The sequence below is a fragment of the Paraflavitalea sp. genome (assembly GCF_059502485.1).
The window spans coordinates 1,202,227-1,226,714 of the sequence record NZ_JCACET010000011.1; the positions used below are offsets into that span (position 1 = coordinate 1,202,227).

Sequence of the window (24,488 nt, forward strand, 5' to 3'; positions counted from 1 at the left end):
TCTCGTCGAAAAGGCTTGCGCCGGCTGCCTGCGGCCTTATTTTGCTTTTAAATTGGGCTATCTTTAATCGCTATGACCAGACTGCGTGCTGCATTCAAATGGGACAAGTATAGGGTGATCGAGTGCGTGTTCTTCATTTTCATTTTTTTCCTGGTGCCGATGGGCTCTGACCTGGAATATATGATCAATATAGAACCTCGCAGTGATGAGCCTGGTTATTGGCGTGAAAGTGTCATCCGCAGGCTCGTATGGGGCTTTTTCGATGTAGTGCCTTATTACCTGTTTTACAAATTCGCTATTCAACGTTTACTGGTTAAAAAAAAATACACTTACTTTCTCCTCTCCTTCCTCACCTTCCTGGTGTTGTATGAGTTGTATAGAGTGTATGGAACGTACTGGACCATCACTCAATTAACATTTCTTCCGGAGGATATGCGAAAAGAGGCCGCCAAATGGATGCAATGGAATTATCGCCTTCATTTTACCGTGCATTATATGATGCTGGAATTGATCAAGATCACAGCGCTGGCTTACTTTATTCATTATGACAAGCAGGGTAAGGAGATGCAGCAGCTGAAGCAACTGCAAACTGAGGCAGACCTGGAATATCTTAAGGCGCAACTTCAACCTCATTTCTTTTTCAATACGCTGAACAATATTTATTCGCTGGCGCTGCAGCAGTCTCCTCATACGGCTCCTCTTGTATCGCGCTTATCGGATATGATGCGCTATGTATTGTGTGAGGGGACGAAACCGCAACAGCCGCTGAGCCGGGAGATAGCGTTCCTGCAAGATTATATTGCGGCGCACTCAGTGCGGTATAATGACAAAATAACTATCCTTTTTGACACGCAGGGAGTTACGGACGATGCTATGATCGCTCCTTTATTGTTGCTTCCTTTTGTAGAGAATGCTTTTAAGCATGGTGTTGCGGAGGAAACTGATCATGGGTTCATAGAGATCGTCGTGTTAATGCAGGAAAGGGAACTTACGTTATCTGTAAAAAACAGCATTCCCAAGACGACGGGACATAGCAGCACCGGTCTTGGATTGGAGAATACCCGCAAAAGGCTTGCGTTGTTGTACCCCGGGGAGCATTCGCTCAGGCATTCTAATAATGGCAGTGTATATGAAGTTGTATTAACGGTAAATTTGCATGGTTATGGTAAGATGCCTGATCGTTGATGATGAGCCGCTGGCACAACAGGTGCTGGAAAACTATATAGCCCGGACGCCCATGCTGGAGCTGACGGGTAAATGTTTCCATGCTGCGGAGGCTATTGCTTTATTGCGCCGGGAACCAGTGGACTTACTGTTCCTCGATATCAAGATGCCTCATATCAGCGGCATCCAACTGATACAATCGCTGAAGCACGCTCCTGCTTTTATTTTTACTACGGCTTACGCTGAATATGCTGTTCAAAGTTATGAGCTGCAGGCCACCGATTATCTGCTCAAACCCATCACTTACGAACGCTTCCGCAAAAGTATCGACCGGTACCTGCAATTGCAGCCTGCTCCTACGCAAGAGGCTGTCAAGCATTATTTATACATCAAGGTGGATGGCAGTCTTGTTAAGGTGTTCCATACCGACATTGTGTTTGCGCAATCGCTGAAAGATTATATCAGGATAACCACTACCAGCGGTACATTCCTCACTCACCTTACTATGAAGTCGTTATTGGAACTACTGCCTGAGGAGCAGTTTAAAAGGATACACCGTTCATATGTAGTGAACCTACAGCATGTGAATAAGATCAGCAAGGATGCTGTTGTGGCCGGTACGAACACGCTTCCTGTTGGGGATATGTACAAGGAAAACCTCAAGCGCTGACGCTGCTGCAGGGCATCGCTCTTAAATCAATCCCTGTTGTACGGCTATTTTGATCAATGCTGCCACATTTTTGACCTCGAACTTTTGCAAGAGGTTCCTGCGGTGCGTTTCAATCGTGAGGGGGCTCAGTGAAAGTTGTTCTGCTATACCTGCTGTCGTAACTCCTTCAGAGATCATATGGAGTATCTCTTTTTCTCTCTTCGTCAATTGGGGAATGCCTTTCAATTCGTTGGCTGAGGGCCGGGCGATGATCTCTTTTACTTCTTTGCTGAAAGTTATCTGACCGCTCAGGGCCTCCTGGATGCTGGCGGTCAATTCTGCTGAGGAGGCATTCTTCAGCAGGTAGCCACTGGCACCGTTTTGGAGCGCCTGCATAATGATGCTGCGCTCGCTGTGGTTGCTCAGTATGAGCACCCGGGTACCCGGCGATAGTATTTTTATTTCTTTGCAGAGGTCCATGCCATTCATATCTGGCAGGGAGATGTCCAGCAGTACAATATCGAGCGTATGGGTTTTCATAAATTCTATAATGCCTGCGCCGGTTGTAAAGTAGCCTGCTACCTTGAGGTGTTCTTTGTTGTCCAGCAGTTTTAACAATCCTTCTATCACGATCGGGTGATCGTCTACTATTGCCAGTGTTATAATTCCTTTATCCTGCAACATTCAATTCAAGATTTATGGTGGTGCCTTCTTTGAGGACGGAAGTTATATCCATTTTTCCTTTGAGGTAATCTACCCTGCTTTTTACGTTACCGAGTCCTATTCCTTTAGCATTGACCACTTGTGTGGTATCGAATCCTTTACCATTATCTTCCAGCGTTATCAGGAATGTATCACCGTTCTGGCTGCATTGCAGCAAGATGTCCGATGCCTGTCCATGACGGATGGCATTGGTCAGCAGTTCCTGTACGATCCTGTATATAGTGACCTGCTTTTGCTGGGGTATCGTTTTCTCGATACCGAATGACTGGAAGCTGATGCGAACCTGATCTGTCATCAACGATTCGCAGAGGTCTTTAAGGGCCGTTTCCAGACCAAATTTCAACAGTGCTTCGGGCATCATGTTGCGTGCTATGCGTCGCAGTTCACCAATCGACTGATCGAGCTGGCCAATCACTTTGTGCAGATCAGCGTCCTGTGCCGTTGTTGTTGCTACCGTCAACCCTGTGAGGTTCAGCTTCACTCCTGCCAGCATGCCGCCCAGGCCATCATGGAGATCTCCGGCTACACGCCGGCGCTCCTGCTCCTCGCCCTGCAACATGGCATGGCTGAACTGTATCTGTTGTTGCTGCTCTATTTCTTTCAGTTGCTGCTGATGGTTTAGGTCTTTCTGCTCAGACAGTTTTTTATTGTTCCTGTAATATAATAAGGCCAGTATCGCCACTATCAACAGCAGCAGGCTGGCTGCGCCCAGGAACCAATTGAGCTGCCGGGTGTTTTTGGCCGACAGGGCTGCTCTGTCATTTTGGGCCTGCAGGGTTGTTATTTTCTTTTGGTTCTCGGCGTTGTTGTACTTTATCTCCAGATCCTGAATATCATTCTTCAGCTGGCTTTCGTGTACGCTGTCGCTTAATTTGCTGTATTGTGTGCTCCAGGTATAGGCAGCTTTCATGTTGCCCAGGCCGGCTTCTGTTTCGGCTAAACCTTTATAGAGCTGCAGCCTGTTGATGAGCTGCGACATCATTTGTGGTTGTTCTATGAGATAGTACAATACAGGTTTTGCATTTTTATAGTCTTTGAGGCCGTGCAAGGCATAAAACTTTTGCAACAGTAAACGCTGTTCTCCATATTGATTATTCTGCTTTTTGGCTTCTGCAATCCCTTTAACGGTGCTGGCAAGACCATTTTGAAATTGGAGGATCGCATTGTAGTAAGTGCTCTCTGCCGCATAATAGTCCACCAGCACCGGAGCATCAGGATAAGGGATTAACATAATACGGGCACTATCGAGCATGGCTTTGGCCGGTGGAAACTTTTCCCATAGCACATAATTTTCGGCTGCTGTGACATAGGCTGTTGCCAGGCTGCTATTGTTGGGAAGGTGTTTAAACACTTCAATGGCTTTAAGGCACCAGGTAGCGGCTTTTTCATATTGTGCCGTATTCTTAAAGGTGAGGGCCAGGTCATGATAATTTCTGGCCAGTTCTGCGCTATCGCCTGCCTTTTCTGCCAGTGGTATTGCTTTGTTGATCAAAATATCGGCGAACACTGCTTCGTTTCCTTTGACTTGTTGCAACACGCCGTAATTGTGCCATGATTGTGCTCTGAAGGTATAGGCCACTTTTCTATCGGTGAAGGGGGTAAGCAGGCTATCGGCTTTCAGGAAAGCGGCTTCGCTTTTGTCGAGCTCGCCCGTAGCGTAGAAGATGATGCCCTCGTAGAAATAGGACACTGATGTTTGAAAAGCATTGTGCTTTGCATATTTACGTCCCTGTTCCAGGTACTCCCTCGCTTTGGCCGGGTCTCTGAACACCCAGTGATACGTTATTAAAAAACAGGCTTTCGTTTTTACACTGTCAGCTGTAGCTTCTTTCAATACTGTCTGGAGGCTGTCGAAGTACCTGTTCCCGTCTAAGGGAACCTGCGCGCGACACCACACTGTGGAAGCCATGAGCAAACAAAGGAGGAGGGCATACCTTATCATGCGGGCAAAATAATCAACATTGTCGAATACTTGTGCGCCCTACCTGGAAATACCGGAAAACCAGTAGAAAAATTCCCTTGTTTAAAAGTATTGTCCATCCTAATCCTGCCTGATACTTTTGCATTATAAACATACCCCGCAACCGAAGGTTGATTGATCAGTTGATAAGTTTACAAGTTGATAGGTTGACAAGGCTTATAGCTGGAAAAGCTGACAATCTTTGACTCCCTAAACAGTAGCGTATAGTCCATTTTAAAACAAAACAATTATAAAGATGAATCTTCCAACCACCATGCGCCCTGTAAGACTTATGGCCTTGTTGCTGTCGGCCACTCTTTTGTTCTCCTGCAAAAAAGATGATGATGCTCCTTCCGGGAATGGCTTTCCAAAGGAGGTGACCATTGAATACAAAGCTTCTTCCACCACATCGGGGTTAAATAACGCAAATGTTACTTACACGAATGAATCGGGTGGATTATCAACAGTAGAGAATGCAGCGCTTCCTTTTTCCAAAAAATTCAAAAGGACTGTGAATAAGTACGAGGGGATTGGCCTGACAGGTACGACTTCTGTTGGCGGTAATTTGAAGTTAGAGATACTGATCGATAATAAGGTAGAGAAATCACAAACTTTTACCGGCACGTCGTTCGTGCATGGCATTTTCTCTTACACTTTTTAACTGTATTTGCGTATAGCCATAACAACTAATGCCCTGACTGCACAGGGCATTTTTCATTGAATTATAATGCTTCTGGTGGCATGGGTTTGGTATGGGTAATAGAAAATGCAATTATGAAATATGGTCAAAATCTTCAACCCAAAGATCTAAAGAATAAGCCGCTGGACGAGTTTGTTACACAAACCAGTAATAATATGTCTGATGCAGCGGAGGAAACTCCTGTAAAGCCGGGGGCTGCTGTGCCTGATGGCATTGAAGCGCGGGAAATCGATGAGGAAGGATTGGAACTTAATAAGGGTGCGGATAAGAAAGCTGATGAAGATAATGTTCCTAAGATGGGGACTTAAAGATATTGGGCTAAAGCCCACGGTATAAGTGAAAAATTAAACCCGGCCCTAAAGGGCCGGGCAATTCCGTTTGCTTCGATATTCCTTTACTTCGATGCGCTTTTACTTCGCATCCTTCACTTCAATACTCCTTTGCTTCGATAGCAGATTTCTCACTGCGCCATAACAACATGCTATCTTGTAGTCGTTAATGGCTCCGTTCGAAATGACAGAAGAGGGAATACCGTTCGAAATGACAGCGTTACATAGACCTTGATCTATTTCGCAGGTGTGATAACGATCTTTCTGTATTCTATGGGACCGTGGTCGCCCTGAATATAGATAGGTCCGGGTTCTCCTTCGTTGCTGTCTAATGCTCCGCCGGTGATGCCGGGTATTTCCTGGTTGTTGATCACTGTTTTGCCGTTTACTACCACTGTCACCATGCGCCCAATTAATGTGATATCATAGCTCTGCCACTGGTCTGGTCCTAACGCGGCTATTTCGCTGGGTGTAAGGAATCCATACACACCACTGAACAGGTGTGCAGAGGGATGCTCTTCTTTCGGATTGTCTTCTATCTGTACTTCATAGCGGCCACGCAGGTATACGCCGCTGTTGCTGCCTTTCTGGTATTTGAACTCTACATGCAGTTTGAAGTCGGTGAACTTTTGTTCTGTGACCAGGTTGGCGCCTGAACGCGCGCTGGTGAGTATACCGTTCTTTACTTCCCATTGATTTTCTCCAAGGGCTTTCCATCCTGTGAGGTCTTTGCCATTGAATAGCTCGATAGGCTTGCCCCATGCTGGCGCTGCTGTTCTTTTTAACCAAGGGGCTTTTATACCGGTAAAGTTGTACTTTCTACCTTCGGGATTAACGATGGTGCCTTGTATACCTGCAGCTGTCACTTCTCCCTCGAGCACCAAATCCTGGTTGCCCCGCTCCCATTGTGGCGGGATGGAGAAGCTGAACTTACCGTTATCGAAATTCACTTTTGCCACCGGGCGTGCGCTACCGCTGATGCCCACAAAATACCCTACCAACGTGCGGCTGCCGGAGAGTTTTACTTCGAGCCAGGAAGGTGCTGGCTTTCCTTCTCTGTCGATGGTGATGTCCCATCGCCCGATGAGGTCTTTGGGTTCTACTATTCTTTCTTTACCTGCAACGTTCAATTTTGTGGCTGGCAATGCCAAGCCGGCCAATGGCGCTGCCATAATGCAACAACTCAATCCAACAAGCAATAGGTTCTTACGCATAGTTTTTCATTATTAGTAATTAATATTCACGATGTGCCCTGCTGTTTTTGGTGAAAACTGCACTTTTTTGCTTACTCCACTATTTGAATACACTATCCATACTTCTGACATACCGTTGACATACCTCTGCTATACTCCAGCCCTACATCAGGTCGTTCGCTTCGGCTTGTGAAATTTCTCTTTCTGTCACTCCTGCTGTCCAATTGTCATCAATAGTGAAGTAAATCAAATGTAATGCTAAAAGTGAATGGTCCCAACTGTGGATTAGGCGAAACCCTGCCAAGTAGGACAAACAGGAGTAAACCGGATATTTCCGGGATAAACTGAACGGCACACCAATTGGGCCAGAGGCCCAGGAATAATACTGCGAGGCTGCTTATTTATAGTTCCCAGCCCTTCCGGTATTCGCGATAGAGGTATTTATTGGCGGCTTCGTCGTTGGTGATCCTCATTTTGGCTGCATCGTATTCGATCTTCTTTTTTGCGCGGAGGGCCACTCCTCCTAATAATATAGTGTCGGTTACTGCGCTTGCGTTGAGGAAGCTGCCGGGTGATTGGGTTTTGTTTTTGAAGGCGTCTATCCAATATTGATCGTTGTAATCGGGTTCTTCTTTCTTTGGCGTATGTCCTTTCATCACGCTTTGCATTTTGCTATCGGGCAGCAGTCTCGGATTTTCACAACGGAAGCCCGCCATAATAATGCCTTTGTCGCCTACAAACATCATCCCTTCTTTTTCCAATGTTGCATTGCCTAATTCATCCGGCGTGGTAGGCCGCATGCCGCCATCGTACCAGAAAAGTTCAAAGGGCGGCAGGCTTTCCTGTTTGGGAAACTTAAATCTTACTGTGCAGGAATAAGGGAATGCCACATCGTTCTGCACACCGCGACATACATGGCCATCTATTGTGCTGGTGGTGGTGCCATATGCTTCGGCAGATAAAGGCGCCGTGTTGATGCCCAGTGTAAGGAACAAAGGCCACAGGCTGTAATGTCCCATATCGGCAATGCTGCCGGCGCCAAAGTCATACCAGCCGCGGAATACATTGTGGGTGTAATTGGGATGGTAGGGCCTGTCGGGAACCGGACCCAGCCACAGCGACCAATCGAAGCCTTCCGGCACCGGTGGTGTGTCTGTGGGATTGGTTGTCCACTGCGGCCATACGGGGCGGTTTGACCAGTTGTGTATCGACTTTAGTTGTCCGATATGTCCTTCAGCAATCCATTGTTTCACCAATTCTGTTCCCGGCCTTTTACTCCAGGCGAGCAAGTGTGTGCTGACGCCTGTTTGCCGGGCAGTACCTATCACCAGTTTAGCTTCATATAACCGATTGCCCAGTGGCTTGTGGATCACTACATGTTTTCCTTTCTTCATAGCCGCAATAGACACGTGGGCATGCAAATGATCGGGCGTCATGATCTTTACTGCATCTATATCTTTTTCTTTTTCCAACAGCTCCCGGAAATCAGCGTAGGCTGTGCAGCCTTTGTAAGTGCTGTTGTTTTGTTTGCTGTAATATTTCTCTACCAGATCTTTACCTATATCACGGCCTCCGGGAATGCCCTGGAAGTTTTCTCCCCAGGTGGGCTCGTTCAACACTTTGCGGATACCATCGCGGATGCCGTTGGGCGACCAGTCGATGTAGTTAGTGCTCATTTTATTGGGATCGCAGACTGAAACGATCTGTAATTCGGGACGGGCAATCAGGTCGCACATTTCGCGCAATCCCTGCGTGCCGCATCCAATGTAAGCGATGTTGAGCTTATCGCTGGGGGCTATGTATCCGGGTCCTCCCAATACATGGCGGGGAATAATGGTAAAGGCGAGTGATGCTTTGGCAGTGGTGTCAATAAACTGCCGGCGGGTGATGGTTCTCTTTTTTCTCATTGATGGATGGTTTAAGCAACGTTTTGAATGATGATATAAATTACTGAAAATCCAGCACTGTAGCGGGTGAATCAGTTTTACTGCTCAGTCTGGCCGCCTTGAGCGGCCTGACTACGTGAAACTTTAAGATCGCACAAGCGTTAGCCCGGGGTTGACGAATTTTAACCACTTTGGAAAAAGGCTTGCTGGTTCAGGAAACATAGGTATATTCGTATTCAACCTTGTTTCCTAATTGTAAACACGGGGCACAAATAATAAATCAAGTTGCATGGAGGCTGAACTGTTGTTGGAAGAAAAGATGAATAGTCTGGACATTGGGGGGCGTATTAAAGCGTTGAGGGTGAATCAGAAACGGACTTTACAGGAGATTGCCGATGCCTGTGATCTTTCAAGGGGCATGATCTCCAAGATCGAGAATAATAAAACAGTGCCTTCGGTGGCGGCCCTGGTTAAGATTGCCACTGCGCTGGGCACCAACATTTCCAGTATCCTGGAGCAGGATGGATTGGTGAACGCAATTCATACTTCCGGGAAGAAAGCAACAGAGAGCCTGACCATTACGGAAAAGGGATATTCGATCTACCCTTTTGCGTCGGAGTATCATGAGAAGAAAATGCAGCCGTTCCTTTTTGTGGCACGGCGTGGCGAAGTGAAGCCGCATGAACTGTCGCACGAAGGGGAAGAGTTTATATATATTATCAGCGGTCAGATGAAGATGCAGGTTGGTGAAGTGGAATACCTGCTGAAGGAAGGCGATACGCTTTATTTTAATTCTTTACAAAAGCATGGGATATTACCCGTATCTGAGGAAGTAGTGTACCTGGATATTTTTATTTAGCACGGGCTTTTATTGTTTTTTCAAAAAAACCGGCATTACCGGTATAGGGCTTCTTTTGCCCTGACTAATCCTTATCATCTAATTTTTTCTGCACCGTATACCGGCATGGGTATACCATGGCTTTACCGGAAAGGCCGTGGGTATTCCTTATTGCCCTTCCGTATCCTGAAAGATCAAAACTGACATATAAGACACTTAACCTTTTAAAAGCTTGCGAATATGAAACAGACGAAACTGCTGTTTGCATTTGCGGCATGCCTGTTCTTTGTTGTTATGCGAACGCATGCCAAACCCACACCGCTCAACGATCGCCATTTTCGACGCGTCCTTACTATCAATGGAACTGTACTGGACGCTGTTTCCCGGGAGCCATTATCTGGCGCTTCCGTACAGGTAAAAGGCTCTACCAGGGGCACCAACACCGACAAGGATGGCAAGTTCACCTTGCAGGTTGATAATGATAATGCGACTCTTGAAGTTTCATTTACTAACTATATAGCACAGGAGATCGCCGTAAAGGGTCAAAGCACCCTTACCATCGAACTCAGCAGGGCTGCTACCAATATGAATGAAGTAGTGGTTGTAGGTTATGGTACTCAAAAGAAGGGTGATGTGACCAGCGCCGTAGCCAGCGTGAAATCTGAAAGCTTTGTGAAGGGTGCTGTACGTGATGCGGCACAACTTATTCAAGGTAAGGTAGCTGGTCTTTCTGTTTCTACTTCTTCCGGCGACCCTACTGCCAATACACAGATCCAACTGCGCGGTATTACTACCATGAAGGCTTCTACTCAACCGCTCGTATTGATCGATGGTATTCCTGGTTCGCTCAACTCTGTGGCGCCTGAAGACATCGAAGCAATCGACGTTTTGAAGGATGGTTCTGCCGCTGCCATTTATGGTACCCGTGGTACCAATGGTGTTATCCTCATTACTACACGGCGGGTGCATGGTGATGCCCGCTCTACATTGGAGTATAACGGCTATATCAGTGTGCAAACTATTGCCCGGAAGCTGGACTTCCTGGATGCAGCTGATTACCGTAAATATATTGGGGAAGGCATTGCTTTCACCGACTATGGTACTTCTACCGACTGGCTGGACGAGATTACCCGCACGCCGGTAAGCCATACGCATAATCTGACCTGGCAAGGTGGTACACGTACTACCAACTTCACAGCTTCACTCAACTACCGCAACTGGCAGGGCATTTTCCTGAAATCGGACAACAAGCAGCTGACCGGTCGGGTGGATGTGAACCATTCCATGTTTGATGGCAAGCTGAAGTTCAATATGAACATCGTTTCGCGTACCCAAACTTATTGGGCCGGCGGTAACAGTACCAGCTTCAATAATTATATCTACCGTCAGGCGCTGATCCGCAATCCTACTGATAGTGTACGCAACTATCAGGGCAACTGGATGGAGCGTGCTGTTCAGGAATATGACAACCCGGTAGCTTATATCCAGGAAACGAATGGCGAGAATGTGCAGAAGGAAGTTCGTACAAACGGTAACGTAACTTTCACTCCCATCCGTGACCTGCATTTAAAGTTATTGGTCTCCAACGTATCGAGGACTACCCAACGTGGTTTTGCGCAAACCAAGCTGCATATGTCGACCACCAAGAATGGCCTGAATGGTTTTGCAGCGATTGCCAATTCTGCTTTCAAAGACAATCTCGTAGAATTTACTACCGACTATACCAAGAACCTGGGTGATCACCGGCTTACCATCCTTGCGGGCGGTAGCTACCAGAATGTGAAGTCCAGCAACTCTTCTATGGAGAATTGGGATTTCCCCAATGACTTTTATTCTTACAACCGCATGGAGAGCGGTAATGCATTGGGTCGTGGTGAAGCAAGGATGACCAGCTTTGCCACTTCTTATACGCTTATTGGTTTCTTTGGCCGTATCAACTATGTCTGGAACGACAAGTACATGGCTATGGCCAGTGTGCGCCAGGAGGCTTCTTCCAAATTTGGCGAGAATCATAAATGGGGCACCTTCCCTGCTATTTCGCTCGGCTGGCGCATGAACCGCGAATCTTTCCTGGAGAATGTGGACGTGATCAGTGACCTGAAGCTGCGGGCTGGCTATGGTGTAACGGGTATTGCTCCTGATGACTCTTATCTTTCTCAAACGAGTCTGAACTATGGCAACCGTGTGCTTATCAATGGTGTTTGGATACAATCGCTGGCTCCTGTGCGCAACCCTAACCCCGACTTACGCTGGGAAAGAAAGGAAGAGTTTAACGTGGGATTGGACTTCGGCCTCTTCAACAACCGGTTGAGTGGTACCATCGATGCCTACCGTCGTCTCACCAAAGATATGTTGTGGGATTACCAGGTGCCTGTGCCTCCTTTCCTCTTCAACTCTATCACTGCCAATGTGGGCAGTATCCGCAATACTGGTGTGGAAGTGTTGTTGAATTATAATGTTGTTCAGGGTAAGCAAGCGCAGTGGACAACCAGCGCCAACTTCTCTACGAATACAAACACGCTTGTGTCGCTTTCCAACGAACAGTTCAAAACTACCAATGATTATTTCGATGCAGGTGCTACCGGCGCTCCCATCCAGCAAACTACACACCGTGTAAAAATCGGTGGTCCAATCGGTGACTTTTATGGTTACAAATCTGTAGACATCGATGCGCAGGGAAAATGGATCATCGAGGGCGCGGACGGTAAACCCAAACCAATACAACAAGCTACACAGAACGACAAGAAGATCCTCGGCAATGGCCTGCCTAAGTTTTATGCCGGCTGGAACAACTCCGTTAGTTATAAGAACTGGGACCTGAACGTATTGGTCCGCGGTGCTTTTGGCTACCAGATCCTCAACTTCACTCGTATGTTCTATGAAAACACCAAGGTGGTGCAGTACAATATGCTGAAATCGGCTTTCGATAACGTGTATGGTAAAACAAGACTCACGAATGACCTGGCTTATGTAAGTTATTATGTAGAGAAGGGGGATTATGTGAAGCTGGACAATATTACGCTCGGTTATACGCTGCCCATCAAGAACAAGAAGATCGTACGTTCAGCCCGTCTTTATGCTACTGGCCTGAACCTGTTGACGATCACCGGCTACAAGGGTATCGACCCCGAGGTAAACCGTGGGGGTCTTACACCGGGCAACGACGAAGCCAACAAGTATCCTACGACCAGCTCATTCACTTTTGGTATCAACCTTTCGCTCTAATCAAAAACAACGTTTGTTATGAAAAAGCCATATCAACTTTTCGCTATACTGTTCATCGCAGCCTCCGGCATGCTGTTCAGCGGTTGCAAGAAGCAGCTGGAGGAGGAAGTATATTCTGAGATCCTGGATGACAACTTCACCCCTGGATCCGGTGATGTGATCGCGCTTGTATCTCCTGTATACAGTGTTATGCGGCCGATGATGGCCGGCTGGCAGGGTTATTTCGATGTACAGGAGGAAAGTGCAGATTGTATCATTACGCCGGCACGCCCCCGGGGCTGGTATGATGGCGGTACTTATCAACGTATGCACCGTCACTTGTGGACTTCAACAGAAGGCCAGCCTGTGCAGCTTTGGAACCGTTGTTTCAATGGTATCAACAGTGCCAACCGCGTGATTGGTCAAATCACCTCTGGCGAGATACCCGTAGCTACCGGCAAAGAGGGTCTCATTGCCGAACTGAGGGCCGCGCGGTCTTTCTTCTATTACATTCTCATGGACAATCATGGTAATGTACCGATTGTTACTGACCCTTCGCTGGCCGATCTGCCTCAACAAAGTACCCGGGCCCAGGTATATGAGTTTGTGGTGAAGGAGCTGAATGAAATATTGCCGCAACTATCTGCGAAGGCTGATAAAAGCACTTATGGCCGTTTCAATAAATGGGCTGTAAAGGCGCTGCTAGCCAAAGTATATCTAAATGCAGGTGTGTACACCGGCACCACGCAATGGGATAAATGTATTGCCGAGTGTAATGACATTATAGCGGAGGCCAATACCAACGGTTCCTTCATACTGGAGCCTGTTTACCGTGATGTGTTCAAGACAGCTAATGAGAATTCCAAAGAGCTCATCTTCACCGTTCCTTATGATGAAATATTCGGTACAGAATCGGTGATCCACATGAAAACGCTCGATGCTTCGATGCAGCAGGTATTCCAAATGCAGGCGCAGCCCTGGGGCGGTAACTGCGCGGTGCCACAATTTATCAATACGTATGATGCCGACGACAGCCGTATGAAAGACTCCTGGCTACAGGGGCCTCAATACAACCCAACGACTGGTGCGCTTGTCATCAATTTTGTGAATACTGTAACGAGCATTGAAACCAGCGCTGCTAATCATGGTCTGCGCATCGGTAAATACGAGATCAAGCAGGGCATGCGTGGTGGGGCCAGCAATGACTTCCCCATCTTCCGCTATGCCGATGTGCTGATGATGAAGGCTGAATCTTTATTAAGGACCGGCAAATCTGATGATGCGGCTGTGCTGGTAACGCAGGTAAGGCAGCGGGATTTCAAATCTGCGCCTGCCAAGGCCACCGTAACCGGCGCTGATTTATTGAAAGGCAGCAGCTATAACTATGGTTATTGGGACAATGGTCAGATCACCGAGCCACAAGGCGGTGCAGACATTCAGTATGGCCGCTTCCTCGACGAACTGGGTTGGGAGTTTGCTGCCGAGGCGCACAGAAGGCAGGACATTATCCGCTTTGGTGTGTACACGACCAAGATGTGGTTCCAACACAGGAGCTCCAACCAGGACAAAACGATCTTCCCTATTCCGCTGGTTGAGCTGAACAAGAATCCTAACCTCAAACAAAACAAAGGCTATAATTAACTGAACATTCAAGTATGATCCAATCAATTTTTTCCCGTTTGTTGTTATCGTCGGTGCTGCTGGTTGCTTTATCCGGAAGGATTTGTGCACAAGAGATCACTACCGGTGGTGCGCCTGCCCGGCTCGATATCCGCGAAGCGGGGGCCAACAGTATCCGCGTGACTTTGAAACCTGTGAGCTTTGCTGAAGACTTTGCTTTTACGCCGGCTGTAGCTGAACGTAAGTATGCTGCTCCAGTGATCAGTCTGCGCGAGCTGAAAGCTATTGTAAAGAAGAAAGTAGGCAATTTGCAGGTGGAGGTACGTCCTTCTCCGCTCACTGTCGTTGTAAGCAATAGTAAAGGCCAGGCCATTCAGCAACTGGTGTTCCAGGATGATGGCAAGCTTTCTTTTGAGATGGGTGATCAGCCTATCCTCGGCATGGGTGAAGGTGGTCCTAAACCTGAGCGTGGCGTGAACTGGCGTACGCTTCCAATCGAATATGACCGTCGCGGCCGTATGCACAATATGGACCCACGCTGGCAAAGTGATGCTTATGGTTCACGCAACCCGGTAGCCTTATTGGTTGGCACTGGTGGATGGGGACTGTTTGTAGCCACTCCCTGGGTACAGGTAGACATGCGGCAAAAGGATAAAGGTTTCTTCATTCCCTGGCAGCCGCCTACAGGCGAAGTGGGTCCGCAAACAGAAAAGAACCAGCAACAGAGCCAGGGCAAAGGCAAGCCGCCCATCAAGCAGATCGTACCCGGCCTGTATGATGTTTTCGTATTTGACGCCCATGAGCCTGCGGCCTTCATGAAAGACTTCTCTGTGCTGACTGGACCAGCCGCCATGCCTCCCAAATGGGCGCTGGGTTATATGCAATCGCACCGCACATTGGATACCGATAAAGAGATGATGGGTATTATCGACAGTTTTCGCGCCAAGAAGATACCTGTGGATGCTGTGATCTATCTGGGTACCGGTTTCGCACCCAGAGGATGGAATAAAAGGCAACCTTCCTTCGAGTTCAACCCGGAAGTATTCAAGAGGGATCCGCAAACGGTATTATCCGATATGCATAAACGCAATGTGAAAGTGGTGATGCATATGGTGCCCTGGGACCGCGACAGGCTCTCTACCCTGCAAGGTACCATCCCCGCCAAATCCGGCGAACCTATGGATGCTACGCATATCAAAAACTACTGGGAAGAACATGTTCCCCTGGTCAAGATGGGTGTAGATGCTTTCTGGCCTGATGAAGGTGATTGGTTCAACTTGTTTGAGCGTATCAAACGTCACCAATTGTATTATCAAGGTCATCTTTCCTCCGAGCCCAACAAACGTCCCTGGAGCCTGCAGCGCAATGGCTTCCCCGGTATTGCGCAATGGGGTGGCTGGGTATGGAGCGGTGATACCGAATCTTCCTGGAAAACGCTGGAAGGTCAGATAGCCGTAGGCATCAATTATTCGCTGAGCATCGGCCCTTACTGGGGTTCCGACATCGGTGGCTTCTACCCCAATAAAGAGAAGACTGGCGAATTATACACGCGCTGGTACCAGTTTGGTGCTTTCTGCGGATCTTTCCGTTCGCATGGACGTAACTGGTTTTCGGCATTGCCCTGGGGCTTTGGCCTTAGCGACATGGGTCCCCAGGAACAAACGAATCAAAACGCTCCCGTAGGGCCTGATCATCCACGCAGCATCGATCCTGCGTCATACAACAATCCAACGTTTGAGCCCATCAATAAAAAGTACACGGAATTACATTATCAATTACTCCCTTATACATATACCCTGGCCTGGGAAGCCCGTAATCAAGGCTTACCACTCATGCGTGCTATGTGGCTGCACTACCCCAACGATCCGCAGGTACTCAACATGGGCAACCAATATTTGTGGGGCCGTGATATGCTGATCGCTCCTGTATATGAAAAAGGCGCTACGACGCGCAAGGTGTATCTGCCCAAGGGTGACTGGTATGATTGGTGGAATGGTGAAAAGCAAAGTGGCGGTCAAACTGTATCGCGCAACGTAGACCTCACTATCATGCCTATTTACGTGCGTGCAGGCGCTATCATTCCTTTCGATCCTATCCGTCAATACGTAGATCAGGCCGTGAACGAGCCCACCACGCTGCGCATTTATACCGGTGCTGATGGTGACTTCACGCTGTATGAAGATGATGGTATTTCCCAAGACTATACAAAAGGAAAAGGTTCCTGGACAAGGATCACCTGGAGCGACAAGGGCAAAAAGCTCACGCTTACGCCACAGGCTCCCAAGGGTGCTATCAATGAAGTGAAACAACGTTCATTCAAAGTATTGTTGCTGCCTCAGGGCACAACGAAAGAGGTTACTTATAATGGCAAGGCTGTAAATGTTAGTTTTTGATTATTAAAAGGGTCCGCGTGAAGTTTTACGGAAGGCAGTAAATGCTGCCTTCCGAACTTCCCGGAAGCAACGAACTTATTACACAACAACCCATACAATGAAAATTAAAGCTGTCAGAACGAAACTTTATCAATGGAAAGGTCCTGTTAAAACCAGCGATACCATTTTTGCCACACCGGTGAGTATGCTGCCATTTCAGGCCGACTCGCAAGCGGCCTACCGCTTTTTTAGCTGGCTGGTGGTAGAAGTGGAAACGGATACTGGTATTGTTGGCATTGGTAATGCCGGCCTGTGCCCTGATGTGACTAAACTCATCATCGACTCCAAACTGAAATCGCTGCTCATTGGCGAGAATCCGCTCAACAACGAATATCTCTATGAAAAAATGTACCGCTCTTCTGTAGCTTTTGGCCGCAAGGGTGCTGTGCTGGCTGCCATCAGCGCCATAGACATTGCCTTGTGGGATATCAAAGGTCTGGCACTCGGTGTGCCCGTATTTATGCTGCTGGGCGGACGTACCAAAACGCATATTGAAACTTATTACAGCCGTCTCTACACACGCGATCTCCAATCGCTGGAGGCGGAAGCTGCTCACTATAAAGCAGAAGGCTTTACCGGTATGAAAATGCGTTGCGGCTATCCACTTACAGAGGGCCGTGCCGGAATGAAGAAGAATGTGGAAATGGTGAAATTGGTACGTGACACCGTAGGTGACGACGTTGATATCATGCTGGAGGCTTACATGGGGTTCAACTTCCCGTATGCCAAAGAATTCCTGAAACAACTGGAACCTTACAACCTGCGTTGGGTAGAGGAACTGTTGCTGCCTGACGAAATTCATCTTTTTGCAAAACTGAAAGAATATACTGACACGCCGCTTTCCGGTGGCGAGCATGCTTATACGCGCTTTGGCTTTCACGATCTCATCCAGGCTGGTGCGCTCGACATCTTCCAGTTCGACACCAACCGCGTGGGTGGTTTTACTGAAGCGCAAAAGATCTGCACAATGGCGCAAATGCATGGTGTAGAGATCATCCCACATGGTGGACAAATGCACAACCTGCACGTGGTGATGAGTTCTTTCGCCTCTCCTATGGCTGAATACTTCCCGCAAACGGAAATCGAAGTGGGCAATGAAATGTTCTGGTACATCTTCGACGGGGAAGCGATTGCCGTGGATGGCAAGCTCCAGCTCGACGATAATAAACCGGGCATGGGCCTTACGCTCAAGACAACAGGTCTCGAACACTTCAACATCATTGAATAACTCTATCAATTTATAGTCTGTGGCACAAAGAATACTGGAGCTTTTTAATATGAAAGGAAGGGTGGCATTGGTGGTTGGCGGCAACCGGGGTTTGGGGCTTGCCATGGCAAGTGCCCTTGCCGAGGCTGGCGCTTCTATTTCCATCGCCGCCAGGGATGAAGCTATCAACCTGGCTTCTGAAGCAACGTTACGAACGGATTATGGCGTGGACTGTATGAGTGTACCCTGCGATGTGACTGTAGAAGCAAGTGTGCGCAATGCTGTACAAAAAACCATAGAACGTTTTGGCAGAATAGATGTGCTTATCAACTCTGCCGGTATCAATATCCGCGGGGCTATCGGTAATCTCTCTGCTGAGGATTTCAACAAGGTACAGCAAGTGAATGTGGCCGGCACGTGGATCGCCTGCCGGGAAGTATTGCCCATCATGAAGCAACATGGCTATGGCCGTATTATCAATATCGGCAGCATGCTTTCCGTGACGGCTATTCCTGAGCGCACGCCTTACGCTACCAGCAAGGGCGCCGTGGTTCAGCTTACCCGCGCATTGGCCATCGAACTGGCGCAGGAAGGCATCAATGTGAATGCACTGTTGCCCGGTCCTTTTGCAACCGAACTGAACTTGCCCTTACTGAATGACCCCGAGAAATACAAGGCTTTTATTGCCAAGGTACCCATGGGCCGCTGGGGTGACCTGCATGAGATCGGCGGTATTGCGCTTTATCTCTCCAGCCCTGCATCGAGCTATGTGACCGGTGGCTGCTTTTCGATCGATGGCGGCTGGATCATTCAATAAACCCTTTTTTCAACGTGAACATTTCTTATGATCAATGATACTACCCGGCTTGTTCAACTCATACATCCCATTCGTGGCAGGCGTGTGGCACTTGTGCGTGAACCGCAACTCGTGCTGTTGAAGAACGTGTCTTCCATTCATGGGCTGGCACTGGAAGCTATCAGAAGCCACAGCAAGTTGCTCAACCTTATTCTCGCAAAACTTTCCGATGAAATAACCGACTACGATCCCATCTATGAAGGCAGGAGCGACTGGAAACTCCTGCCCGCTTTTGATCATCCCGATGGACCTTTCGGCTGCATTCTATCGGGTACCGGGCTAACGCATAAGAACAGTGCGCTCAACCGGCAGATGATGCATCAGTCGACTGATGAAAAACCTACCGACAGTATCCGCATGTATCAGTGGGGTGTGGAAGGTGGTTTTCCTCAGCAGGGAACTATCGGGGTTCAACCTGAATGGTTTTATAAAGGAAATGGCGCTTTATTGCGCAGCCATGGCAGCACGCTGGAGTTGCCCGTATACGGAAACGATGGTGGCGAAGAGCCTGAAGTTGCCGGTATTTACATCATCGATGATGCCGGTAATCCCCGCCGTATTGGCTTCTGCACTGCCAACGAGTTTTCGGACCATGTGATGGAGAAGAGAAATTACCTCTACCTCGCTCCTTCCAAATTGCGTCAAAGTGCTATTGGTCCTGAGCTGGCCATCGATGCCGATTTCTCTGCCTTCTCTGGTACAGTGTCTGTACATCGCAATGGCGCTACGCTTTGGAGCTCGCCCGTGAACTCCGGCGAAAAGAATATGGCGCACAGTCTGCAAAACCTGGAATACCATCATTTCAAATATGCCGTGCACCGTATTCCGCTGCAGGCACATGTGCACTACTTCGGCGCCGACGCCTTCAGCTTTGGTCAGGGTATCGTGTTGCAGGATGGTGATGTGATGCAGGTGGAATGGAGCGGATTGGGCAGACCATTAAAAAACCCATTAAAGCTGGCCAAGGGGGCTGAAGAAATGCTGGAAGTGCAGGGTATCTAACGTCAAAAACAACTATTGCTTCTCAACAATCGCTGCTTTGCTATGGAAAAAGTACAGGAACTATTGCCCACGGTGAAACTCTCGCGCATGCGCTGGGTGATGGTATTTATGGCTTTTCTGGCCACGGTGCTCAATTATGTGCACCGGCTCTCTTTTAATTACCTGAGCGCCGACGGGGAACTGCGCAAGCTGATCCCCGACGACGCCTTCGGTTATATCGGTACGGCTTTCTTTATTGCTTACATGTTGTCCAACGCTTTCTCCGGTTTTGTGATCGACAAACTCGGTACGCGCCTGGGCTACTCGCTCTGTATGGCATTCTGGACTACAGCAGGCCTTGTGCATGCTTTTGCCATTACGCCTTTGCAGTTCGGCATCTGCCGTTTTTTTCTTGGTATTGGTGAGGCGGGCAACTGGCCTGCCGCCATCAAGCTTACCAGTGAATGGTTTCCTCCGCATGAACGCTCTACTGCTTCGGGCATCTTCAACAGCGGTTCTGCGCTTGGGGCTATATTGGTGCCGCCACTGGTAGCGTATTTAGGTACGCATTATGGCTGGCAATCTACTTTCATTATCCTCGCTGCATTTGGTTACCTGTGGCTGGCCGTGTACTGGTTCCTGTATTATACACCAGAGCATTCTTTGAAGGAAGCGAAGGCAAGGATCATTCCTCCAACCAAGCTATTCAAGACGCGCTTTGTGCGCATCTTCACGCTGTCTAAAACTTTCATGGACCCCGTATGGTACTTCGTTACTTTCTGGATCGGTCGCTACCTCGTGGATGTGCATGGATGGGACCTTAAAAAGATAGGCTGGTTTGCCATGCTGCCTTTCATCATTGCCGACGTGGGCAATATTGCCGGTGGTTACTTCACGCAGTTCATCATCAAAAAAGGAGTTCCTATTCCCAAAGCACGAAAGATCGCGGTAACCATTTCCGGCCTTATCATGGGTATTCCTTTAATACTCGCACCTTTTATTATCACTACGCCTGTTTCGGCGCTCATCATTTTCGGGCTGGCAGGTTTTGGTTATACTTCTTATACTGCCAACTCGCTTGCCTTCCCGGCTGACGTGGTACCCAAGAGTGCTGCCGCTTCCGTGTGGGGACTGGCTTGTGTGGGAACAGGGCTTGGTGGCGCTTTGTTTCAATCTATTTCCGGCATCACGCTGAAATCGGTATCTGCTTCTCACAGTTATACCACGGCTTATGATATTTTATTCATTGGCTTCGGTGCGCTGGCTATCATCGGCCTGCTGATCATGTTGTTGTTTATGGGTCCGTTGGTAAAGAATGAAGAACTACATCGCTATGTAGAAGAAGGCCAGGCGCCGGCAGAACCAATAAAACCAGCTATTAACTGACCTTGAGTTTATAAATGATATGTATAAGTTACTAACGATATTATTTTCTTGCATGGCTGTTGCTGCATCTGCGCAACAGGGGCAGCTTTTCACGCTTGAACTGATCAAATCTAAACCCGGTGAGATGGCTGCTTTTGAGGCTGCCTGGCAATCGCATGTGGCGCAATTCCACGCCAATGATAAAAAGGTGCGTTATGTTCATTCTATTCTCAGTGGCCCCTATCTCGGTTATTATCAACTGATGGAAGGTCCCACTTCTTTTGCTGCCATGGATGGCGTAAACCCGCAAAAGAAAGCGCATGACCGCGAATATGACGAGCATGTGCTGCCCAAGATCGCTGTGCGGGAAGGCAACCGCATCTTTAAACAGATCGACTCTCTGAGTTACAACACGTCTGTGCATCCTGACAAAATATTGGTGTCCGTTTTCAATTTGAAACGCGGCGCTTTACCGGCGTTCTTAACCGAGCTAAAAAGAACAGCAGACATTGACAAGAAGACCAACAGCAATGCAAGCTACCATTGCTATGTATTGCAACTGGGCGGATCTAAAGACCAGGTGATGGTAATCACCAATCTGCCCCAGGGCTTCGCGCAACTTGAAGCAGGGCTTTTCCCTGCCGTGCCCGAAGCCTTTAAAAAGGCTTATATAGATTCTTATACGCAGAAACAGTGGAACCGGCGGGAGACGCTCCTTGATGATTTGGTCGAAAATTCTGACAGCTTTATCGCCAAACTCAATAAGGAGTTGAGCTCTCCGCTGGAAGCCACTGGGAAATAGAGAGTGGTCAGTGGTGAGTGGGGAACATTTGCTTCGATAGCAGAACTTGTCCCGCTCTGCGGGATTTCTCACCCTGTTAACTTGTTGAAAATGCAAGGACGTATGGCAGGGTTCGAAATGACAAGAAAGAGTGACAAAAAATAGAAAATATTTATTCGATGTTAGTTTGTAAAACCTTACGGTTGTGTTTTATAATAGGCGGGCTGCTTGTTGGCGTGTGTTCATTGGAAGCACAAACCATTACAGCAGCAGGAAAACCTGCCAGGCTGGAAGTACGTGCAGCCGGAAGCAACAGTGTGCGCATCACGCTGAAGCCGCTTGACTTCAAAGAAGCATTTCCTTATACACCTGCCCTTGATGAAGATTATAAATATGCTGCGCCTGCTATCAGTATAACCAGCCTCAGCGGCCCGGTGAAAAAGAAAGTGGGCAGTCTGCAGGTGGAAGTAAAGCCTTCTCCCCTCTCCATCATTGTAAGCAATGCCAAAGGACAGGTGTTGCAACAGCTGAGCCTGCATGACAACAGTGAAATGTCTTTCAAGCTGGATGATCGCCCTGTACTGGGTATGGGTGAAGGTGGTCCACAACCAGAAAGGAATGCCAACTGGCGCGAGCTGCCGATAGAGTTTGATCGCCGTGGCCGTTTTCACCGCATGGTACCTCGCTGGCAAGGTGGCGTGTATGGTACGCGCAACCCTGTAGCCATGCTTATCGGTACACAGGGATGGGGTCTCTTTGTTGTAACTCCATGGGTACGGGTTGATATGCGTGATAAAGATCATGGCACTTTCATTCCCTGGGATCCGAATGAAAAGATCGACACCACCAATGAAAGACCGGCTTACGGTACCACTTTCGAAGACCGCGACAAGGGTATACAGCCGATAAAGAATATTGTACCGGGCTTGTATGACGTATTCGTTTTCGATACGCATGATCCTATTGCGTTCATGAAAGACCTTTCGCTCATTACCGGTCCGGCCGTGATGCCTCCCAAATGGGCGATGGGTTATATGCAATCGCACCGCACGTTGCAAGACGATGCGCAAATGCTGGGCATTGTCGATTCTTTCCGTGCTAAAAAGATCCCCCTCGATGCCGTTATCTATCTCGGTACCGGCTTCACACCAAGGGGCTGGAACAAACGTCAACCTTCTTTTGATTTCAACCCGGAGGTATTCAAGCATGATCCAGTGTCCGTATTATCAGACATGCATAAGCGCAATGTAAAAGTGGTGGTACACATGGTGCCACTGCACCGCGACAAGCTGCCAACCCTGCAAGGTAATATCCCCGCAAGGCCAGGTGAACCAATGGATGCTTCGCACCTGACTAATTACTGGGCGCCACATGCACCACTGATGAAAGCAGGTATCGATGGTTTCTGGCCCGACGAAGGTGACTGGTTCAACCTCTTTGAAAGGATCAAAAGACATCAGGTATATTACCAGGGGCCACTCACTACCCTGCCGAATGTAAGGCCGTGGAGCCTGCACCGCAATGGGCACCTTGGTATTGCCCAATGGGGCGGTTGGGTGTGGAGTGGCGATCCACTTTCTTCCTGGAGAACATTGGAAGGTCAGGTAGCGGTAGGTATTAATCATTCTCTCAGTGTATCTCCTTTCTGGGGTTCTGACATTGGTGGCTTTGGCTCCAATGAAGAGTTGACGGGTGAATTGTATGCCCGCTGGTTTCAGTTTGGCGCTTTCTGTGCTTCTTTCCGTGCACATGGTAAAACCTGGTGGACAAGGTTGCCCTGGGGATGGGGATTGGATTCGCTGGGACCTATTGAAGACAGAAGATATCCATTGGTATCTGAGTTGAAGAATCCTACCATTGAACCTGTAGCAAAGAAATATGCAGAGTTGCGTTATCAATTGCTGCCATATAATTATACACTTGCCTGGGAAGCCAGGAACAGTGGCCTTCCGATGATGCGGGCACTTTGGCTGCACTACCCCACTGATAAAAAAGTACAGGACCTGGGCTCCGAATATCTTTGGGGACGTGATCTGTTGATTGCTCCTGTATTTGAAAAAGGAGCTACCTCCCGCACACTCTATCTTCCTGCCGGTGACTGGTACGACTGGTGGACCGGGGAGAAACACAGCGGCGGTCAATCCATAACGCGTGCCGTAGACCTTTCCATTATGCCTATTTATGTACGTGCAGGCGCTATCATTCCTGTTGACCCCATCCGTCAGTATACATCACAACCAATTACTGAGCCTATCACACTCAGGGTTTATAGTGGCGCCAATGGGGATTTCACTTTGTATGATGATGATGGCATCAGCCAGGATTACCTGAAAGGTAAGTCCACCCGTATCCGTATCTCTTATAACAATAGCAATAAAAAACTCACTATTGAACCGGCAACCGGCAATCAAGGAGTTGTTCAAAAAGATTTCAATGTAGTGTTGTATCCGTCTGGAAGCCAACAGCAAGTTAGCTACAAAGGTAGCCGGATGGTAGTGCAACTAAAGTAGATCACAAATCAACAGGGGCTGTTAGTTTTGATCATTCGCAATAAGCCAACAAAAAGGGCAAATGGTATAGCCATGTTGCCCTTTGTTGGT

At 48.2% G+C, this 24,488-nt stretch carries 18 protein-coding genes; 14 read left to right on the forward strand and 4 right to left on the reverse strand.

What is annotated here, in order from left to right; all coding sequences use genetic code 11:
• Window positions 1-72 precede the first annotated feature (72 nt).
• Together AC5JBY_RS32545 and AC5JBY_RS32550 are read left to right on the forward strand one after the other, a co-directional pair.
• Complete coding sequence (locus AC5JBY_RS32545) at window positions 73-1,185, forward strand: sensor histidine kinase (RefSeq protein ID WP_495908890.1); 1,113 nt, start codon at window positions 73-75, stop codon at window positions 1,183-1,185.
• A complete protein-coding gene (locus AC5JBY_RS32550) occupies window positions 1,163-1,834 on the forward strand; it encodes a LytR/AlgR family response regulator transcription factor (RefSeq protein ID WP_495908891.1) in 672 nt (223 codons plus the stop codon). The genes AC5JBY_RS32545 and AC5JBY_RS32550 overlap by 23 nt, the downstream gene beginning before the upstream one ends.
• Before the next feature lie 21 nt (window positions 1,835-1,855).
• Here AC5JBY_RS32550 and AC5JBY_RS32555 read toward each other — a convergent pair whose 3' ends face one another.
• Together AC5JBY_RS32555 and AC5JBY_RS32560 are read right to left on the reverse strand one after the other, a co-directional pair.
• On the reverse strand, window positions 1,856-2,497 hold the full coding sequence (locus tag AC5JBY_RS32555) for a response regulator (protein ID WP_495908892.1): 642 nt from the start codon (window positions 2,495-2,497) through the stop codon (window positions 1,856-1,858).
• Window positions 2,484-4,478 (reverse strand): sensor histidine kinase, encoded by a 1,995-nt coding sequence (locus AC5JBY_RS32560; RefSeq protein WP_495908893.1) that lies wholly within the window; start codon window positions 4,476-4,478, stop codon window positions 2,484-2,486. Before AC5JBY_RS32560 ends, AC5JBY_RS32555 begins: the two co-directional genes overlap by 14 nt.
• A 274-nt stretch (window positions 4,479-4,752) precedes the next feature.
• Between AC5JBY_RS32560 and AC5JBY_RS32565 the strand changes: the two genes are divergently transcribed.
• Window positions 4,753-5,157 (forward strand): hypothetical protein, encoded by a 405-nt coding sequence (locus tag AC5JBY_RS32565; protein ID WP_495908894.1) that lies wholly within the window; start codon window positions 4,753-4,755, stop codon window positions 5,155-5,157.
• A gap of 113 nt (window positions 5,158-5,270) precedes the next feature.
• Complete coding sequence (locus tag AC5JBY_RS32570) at window positions 5,271-5,504, forward strand: hypothetical protein (protein ID WP_495908895.1); 234 nt, start codon at window positions 5,271-5,273, stop codon at window positions 5,502-5,504.
• Window positions 5,505-5,761: 257 nt separating this feature from the next.
• Here AC5JBY_RS32570 and AC5JBY_RS32575 read toward each other — a convergent pair whose 3' ends face one another.
• Together AC5JBY_RS32575 and AC5JBY_RS32580 are read right to left on the reverse strand one after the other, a co-directional pair.
• Entirely contained in the window at window positions 5,762-6,739 is a 978-nt protein-coding gene (locus AC5JBY_RS32575) for a 3-keto-disaccharide hydrolase (protein WP_495908896.1), read from the reverse strand.
• Between the two features lie 380 nt (window positions 6,740-7,119).
• Window positions 7,120-8,625 carry a Gfo/Idh/MocA family oxidoreductase gene (locus tag AC5JBY_RS32580; RefSeq protein ID WP_495908897.1) on the reverse strand — a complete coding sequence of 502 codons (1,506 nt, stop codon included), beginning with the start codon at window positions 8,623-8,625 and terminating at the stop codon, window positions 7,120-7,122.
• Between the two features lie 268 nt (window positions 8,626-8,893).
• Between AC5JBY_RS32580 and AC5JBY_RS32585 the strand changes: the two genes are divergently transcribed.
• The 10 genes from AC5JBY_RS32585 (at window position 8,894) to AC5JBY_RS32630 (ending at window position 24,398) form a co-directional block, all read left to right on the forward strand.
• Window positions 8,894-9,463: a helix-turn-helix domain-containing protein gene (locus tag AC5JBY_RS32585; protein WP_495908898.1), complete on the forward strand. Its 570-nt coding sequence runs from the start codon at window positions 8,894-8,896 to the stop codon at window positions 9,461-9,463.
• Between the two features lie 219 nt (window positions 9,464-9,682).
• Window positions 9,683-12,667, forward strand: coding sequence for a SusC/RagA family TonB-linked outer membrane protein (locus AC5JBY_RS32590; protein ID WP_495908899.1), 2,985 nt, complete (start codon window positions 9,683-9,685; stop codon window positions 12,665-12,667).
• Between the two features lie 18 nt (window positions 12,668-12,685).
• Entirely contained in the window at window positions 12,686-14,287 is a 1,602-nt protein-coding gene (locus AC5JBY_RS32595) for a RagB/SusD family nutrient uptake outer membrane protein (protein ID WP_495908900.1), read from the forward strand.
• Between the two features lie 14 nt (window positions 14,288-14,301).
• Window positions 14,302-16,659: a glycoside hydrolase family 31 protein gene (locus AC5JBY_RS32600; RefSeq protein ID WP_495908901.1), complete on the forward strand. Its 2,358-nt coding sequence runs from the start codon at window positions 14,302-14,304 to the stop codon at window positions 16,657-16,659.
• 97 nt (window positions 16,660-16,756) lie between these two features.
• Window positions 16,757-17,926 (forward strand): enolase C-terminal domain-like protein, encoded by a 1,170-nt coding sequence (locus AC5JBY_RS32605; protein ID WP_495908902.1) that lies wholly within the window; start codon window positions 16,757-16,759, stop codon window positions 17,924-17,926.
• A gap of 19 nt (window positions 17,927-17,945) precedes the next feature.
• On the forward strand, window positions 17,946-18,722 hold the full coding sequence (locus AC5JBY_RS32610) for an SDR family NAD(P)-dependent oxidoreductase (protein WP_495908903.1): 777 nt from the start codon (window positions 17,946-17,948) through the stop codon (window positions 18,720-18,722).
• Window positions 18,723-18,749: 27 nt separating this feature from the next.
• The gene (araD1, locus tag AC5JBY_RS32615; RefSeq protein WP_495908904.1) at window positions 18,750-19,763 is read left to right on the forward strand and encodes an AraD1 family protein; all 1,014 of its coding nucleotides are present in this window, start codon (window positions 18,750-18,752) and stop codon (window positions 19,761-19,763) included.
• A 42-nt stretch (window positions 19,764-19,805) separates the two neighbouring features.
• Entirely contained in the window at window positions 19,806-21,128 is a 1,323-nt protein-coding gene (locus AC5JBY_RS32620; RefSeq protein ID WP_495908905.1) for an MFS transporter, read from the forward strand.
• A 52-nt stretch (window positions 21,129-21,180) separates the two neighbouring features.
• Window positions 21,181-21,909 carry a hypothetical protein gene (locus tag AC5JBY_RS32625; protein ID WP_495908906.1) on the forward strand — a complete coding sequence of 243 codons (729 nt, stop codon included), beginning with the start codon at window positions 21,181-21,183 and terminating at the stop codon, window positions 21,907-21,909.
• 182 nt (window positions 21,910-22,091) lie between these two features.
• Window positions 22,092-24,398 (forward strand): glycoside hydrolase family 31 protein, encoded by a 2,307-nt coding sequence (locus AC5JBY_RS32630; RefSeq protein ID WP_495908907.1) that lies wholly within the window; start codon window positions 22,092-22,094, stop codon window positions 24,396-24,398.
• The last annotated feature ends 90 nt before the right edge of the window (window positions 24,399-24,488 follow it).

Excerpts from the sequence above, each read along its gene's own strand:
- AC5JBY_RS32545 (WP_495908890.1), top strand. The coding sequence starts at position 73 with ATGACCAGACTGCGTGCTGCATTCAAATGGGACAAGTATAGGGTGATC.
- AC5JBY_RS32550 (WP_495908891.1), top strand. The coding sequence starts at position 1,163 with ATGGTAAGATGCCTGATCGTTGATGATGAGCCGCTGGCACAACAGGTG.
- AC5JBY_RS32555 (WP_495908892.1), bottom strand. The coding sequence starts at position 2,497 with ATGTTGCAGGATAAAGGAATTATAACACTGGCAATAGTAGACGATCAC.
- AC5JBY_RS32560 (WP_495908893.1), bottom strand. The coding sequence starts at position 4,478 with ATGATAAGGTATGCCCTCCTCCTTTGTTTGCTCATGGCTTCCACAGTG.
- AC5JBY_RS32565 (WP_495908894.1), top strand. The coding sequence starts at position 4,753 with ATGAATCTTCCAACCACCATGCGCCCTGTAAGACTTATGGCCTTGTTG.
- AC5JBY_RS32570 (WP_495908895.1), top strand. The coding sequence starts at position 5,271 with ATGAAATATGGTCAAAATCTTCAACCCAAAGATCTAAAGAATAAGCCG.
- AC5JBY_RS32575 (WP_495908896.1), bottom strand. The coding sequence starts at position 6,739 with ATGCGTAAGAACCTATTGCTTGTTGGATTGAGTTGTTGCATTATGGCA.
- AC5JBY_RS32580 (WP_495908897.1), bottom strand. The coding sequence starts at position 8,625 with ATGAGAAAAAAGAGAACCATCACCCGCCGGCAGTTTATTGACACCACT.
- AC5JBY_RS32585 (WP_495908898.1), top strand. The coding sequence starts at position 8,894 with ATGGAGGCTGAACTGTTGTTGGAAGAAAAGATGAATAGTCTGGACATT.
- AC5JBY_RS32590 (WP_495908899.1), top strand. The coding sequence starts at position 9,683 with ATGAAACAGACGAAACTGCTGTTTGCATTTGCGGCATGCCTGTTCTTT.
- AC5JBY_RS32595 (WP_495908900.1), top strand. The coding sequence starts at position 12,686 with ATGAAAAAGCCATATCAACTTTTCGCTATACTGTTCATCGCAGCCTCC.
- AC5JBY_RS32600 (WP_495908901.1), top strand. The coding sequence starts at position 14,302 with ATGATCCAATCAATTTTTTCCCGTTTGTTGTTATCGTCGGTGCTGCTG.
- AC5JBY_RS32605 (WP_495908902.1), top strand. The coding sequence starts at position 16,757 with ATGAAAATTAAAGCTGTCAGAACGAAACTTTATCAATGGAAAGGTCCT.
- araD1 (WP_495908904.1), top strand. The coding sequence starts at position 18,750 with ATGATCAATGATACTACCCGGCTTGTTCAACTCATACATCCCATTCGT.
- AC5JBY_RS32620 (WP_495908905.1), top strand. The coding sequence starts at position 19,806 with ATGGAAAAAGTACAGGAACTATTGCCCACGGTGAAACTCTCGCGCATG.
- AC5JBY_RS32625 (WP_495908906.1), top strand. The coding sequence starts at position 21,181 with ATGGCTGTTGCTGCATCTGCGCAACAGGGGCAGCTTTTCACGCTTGAA.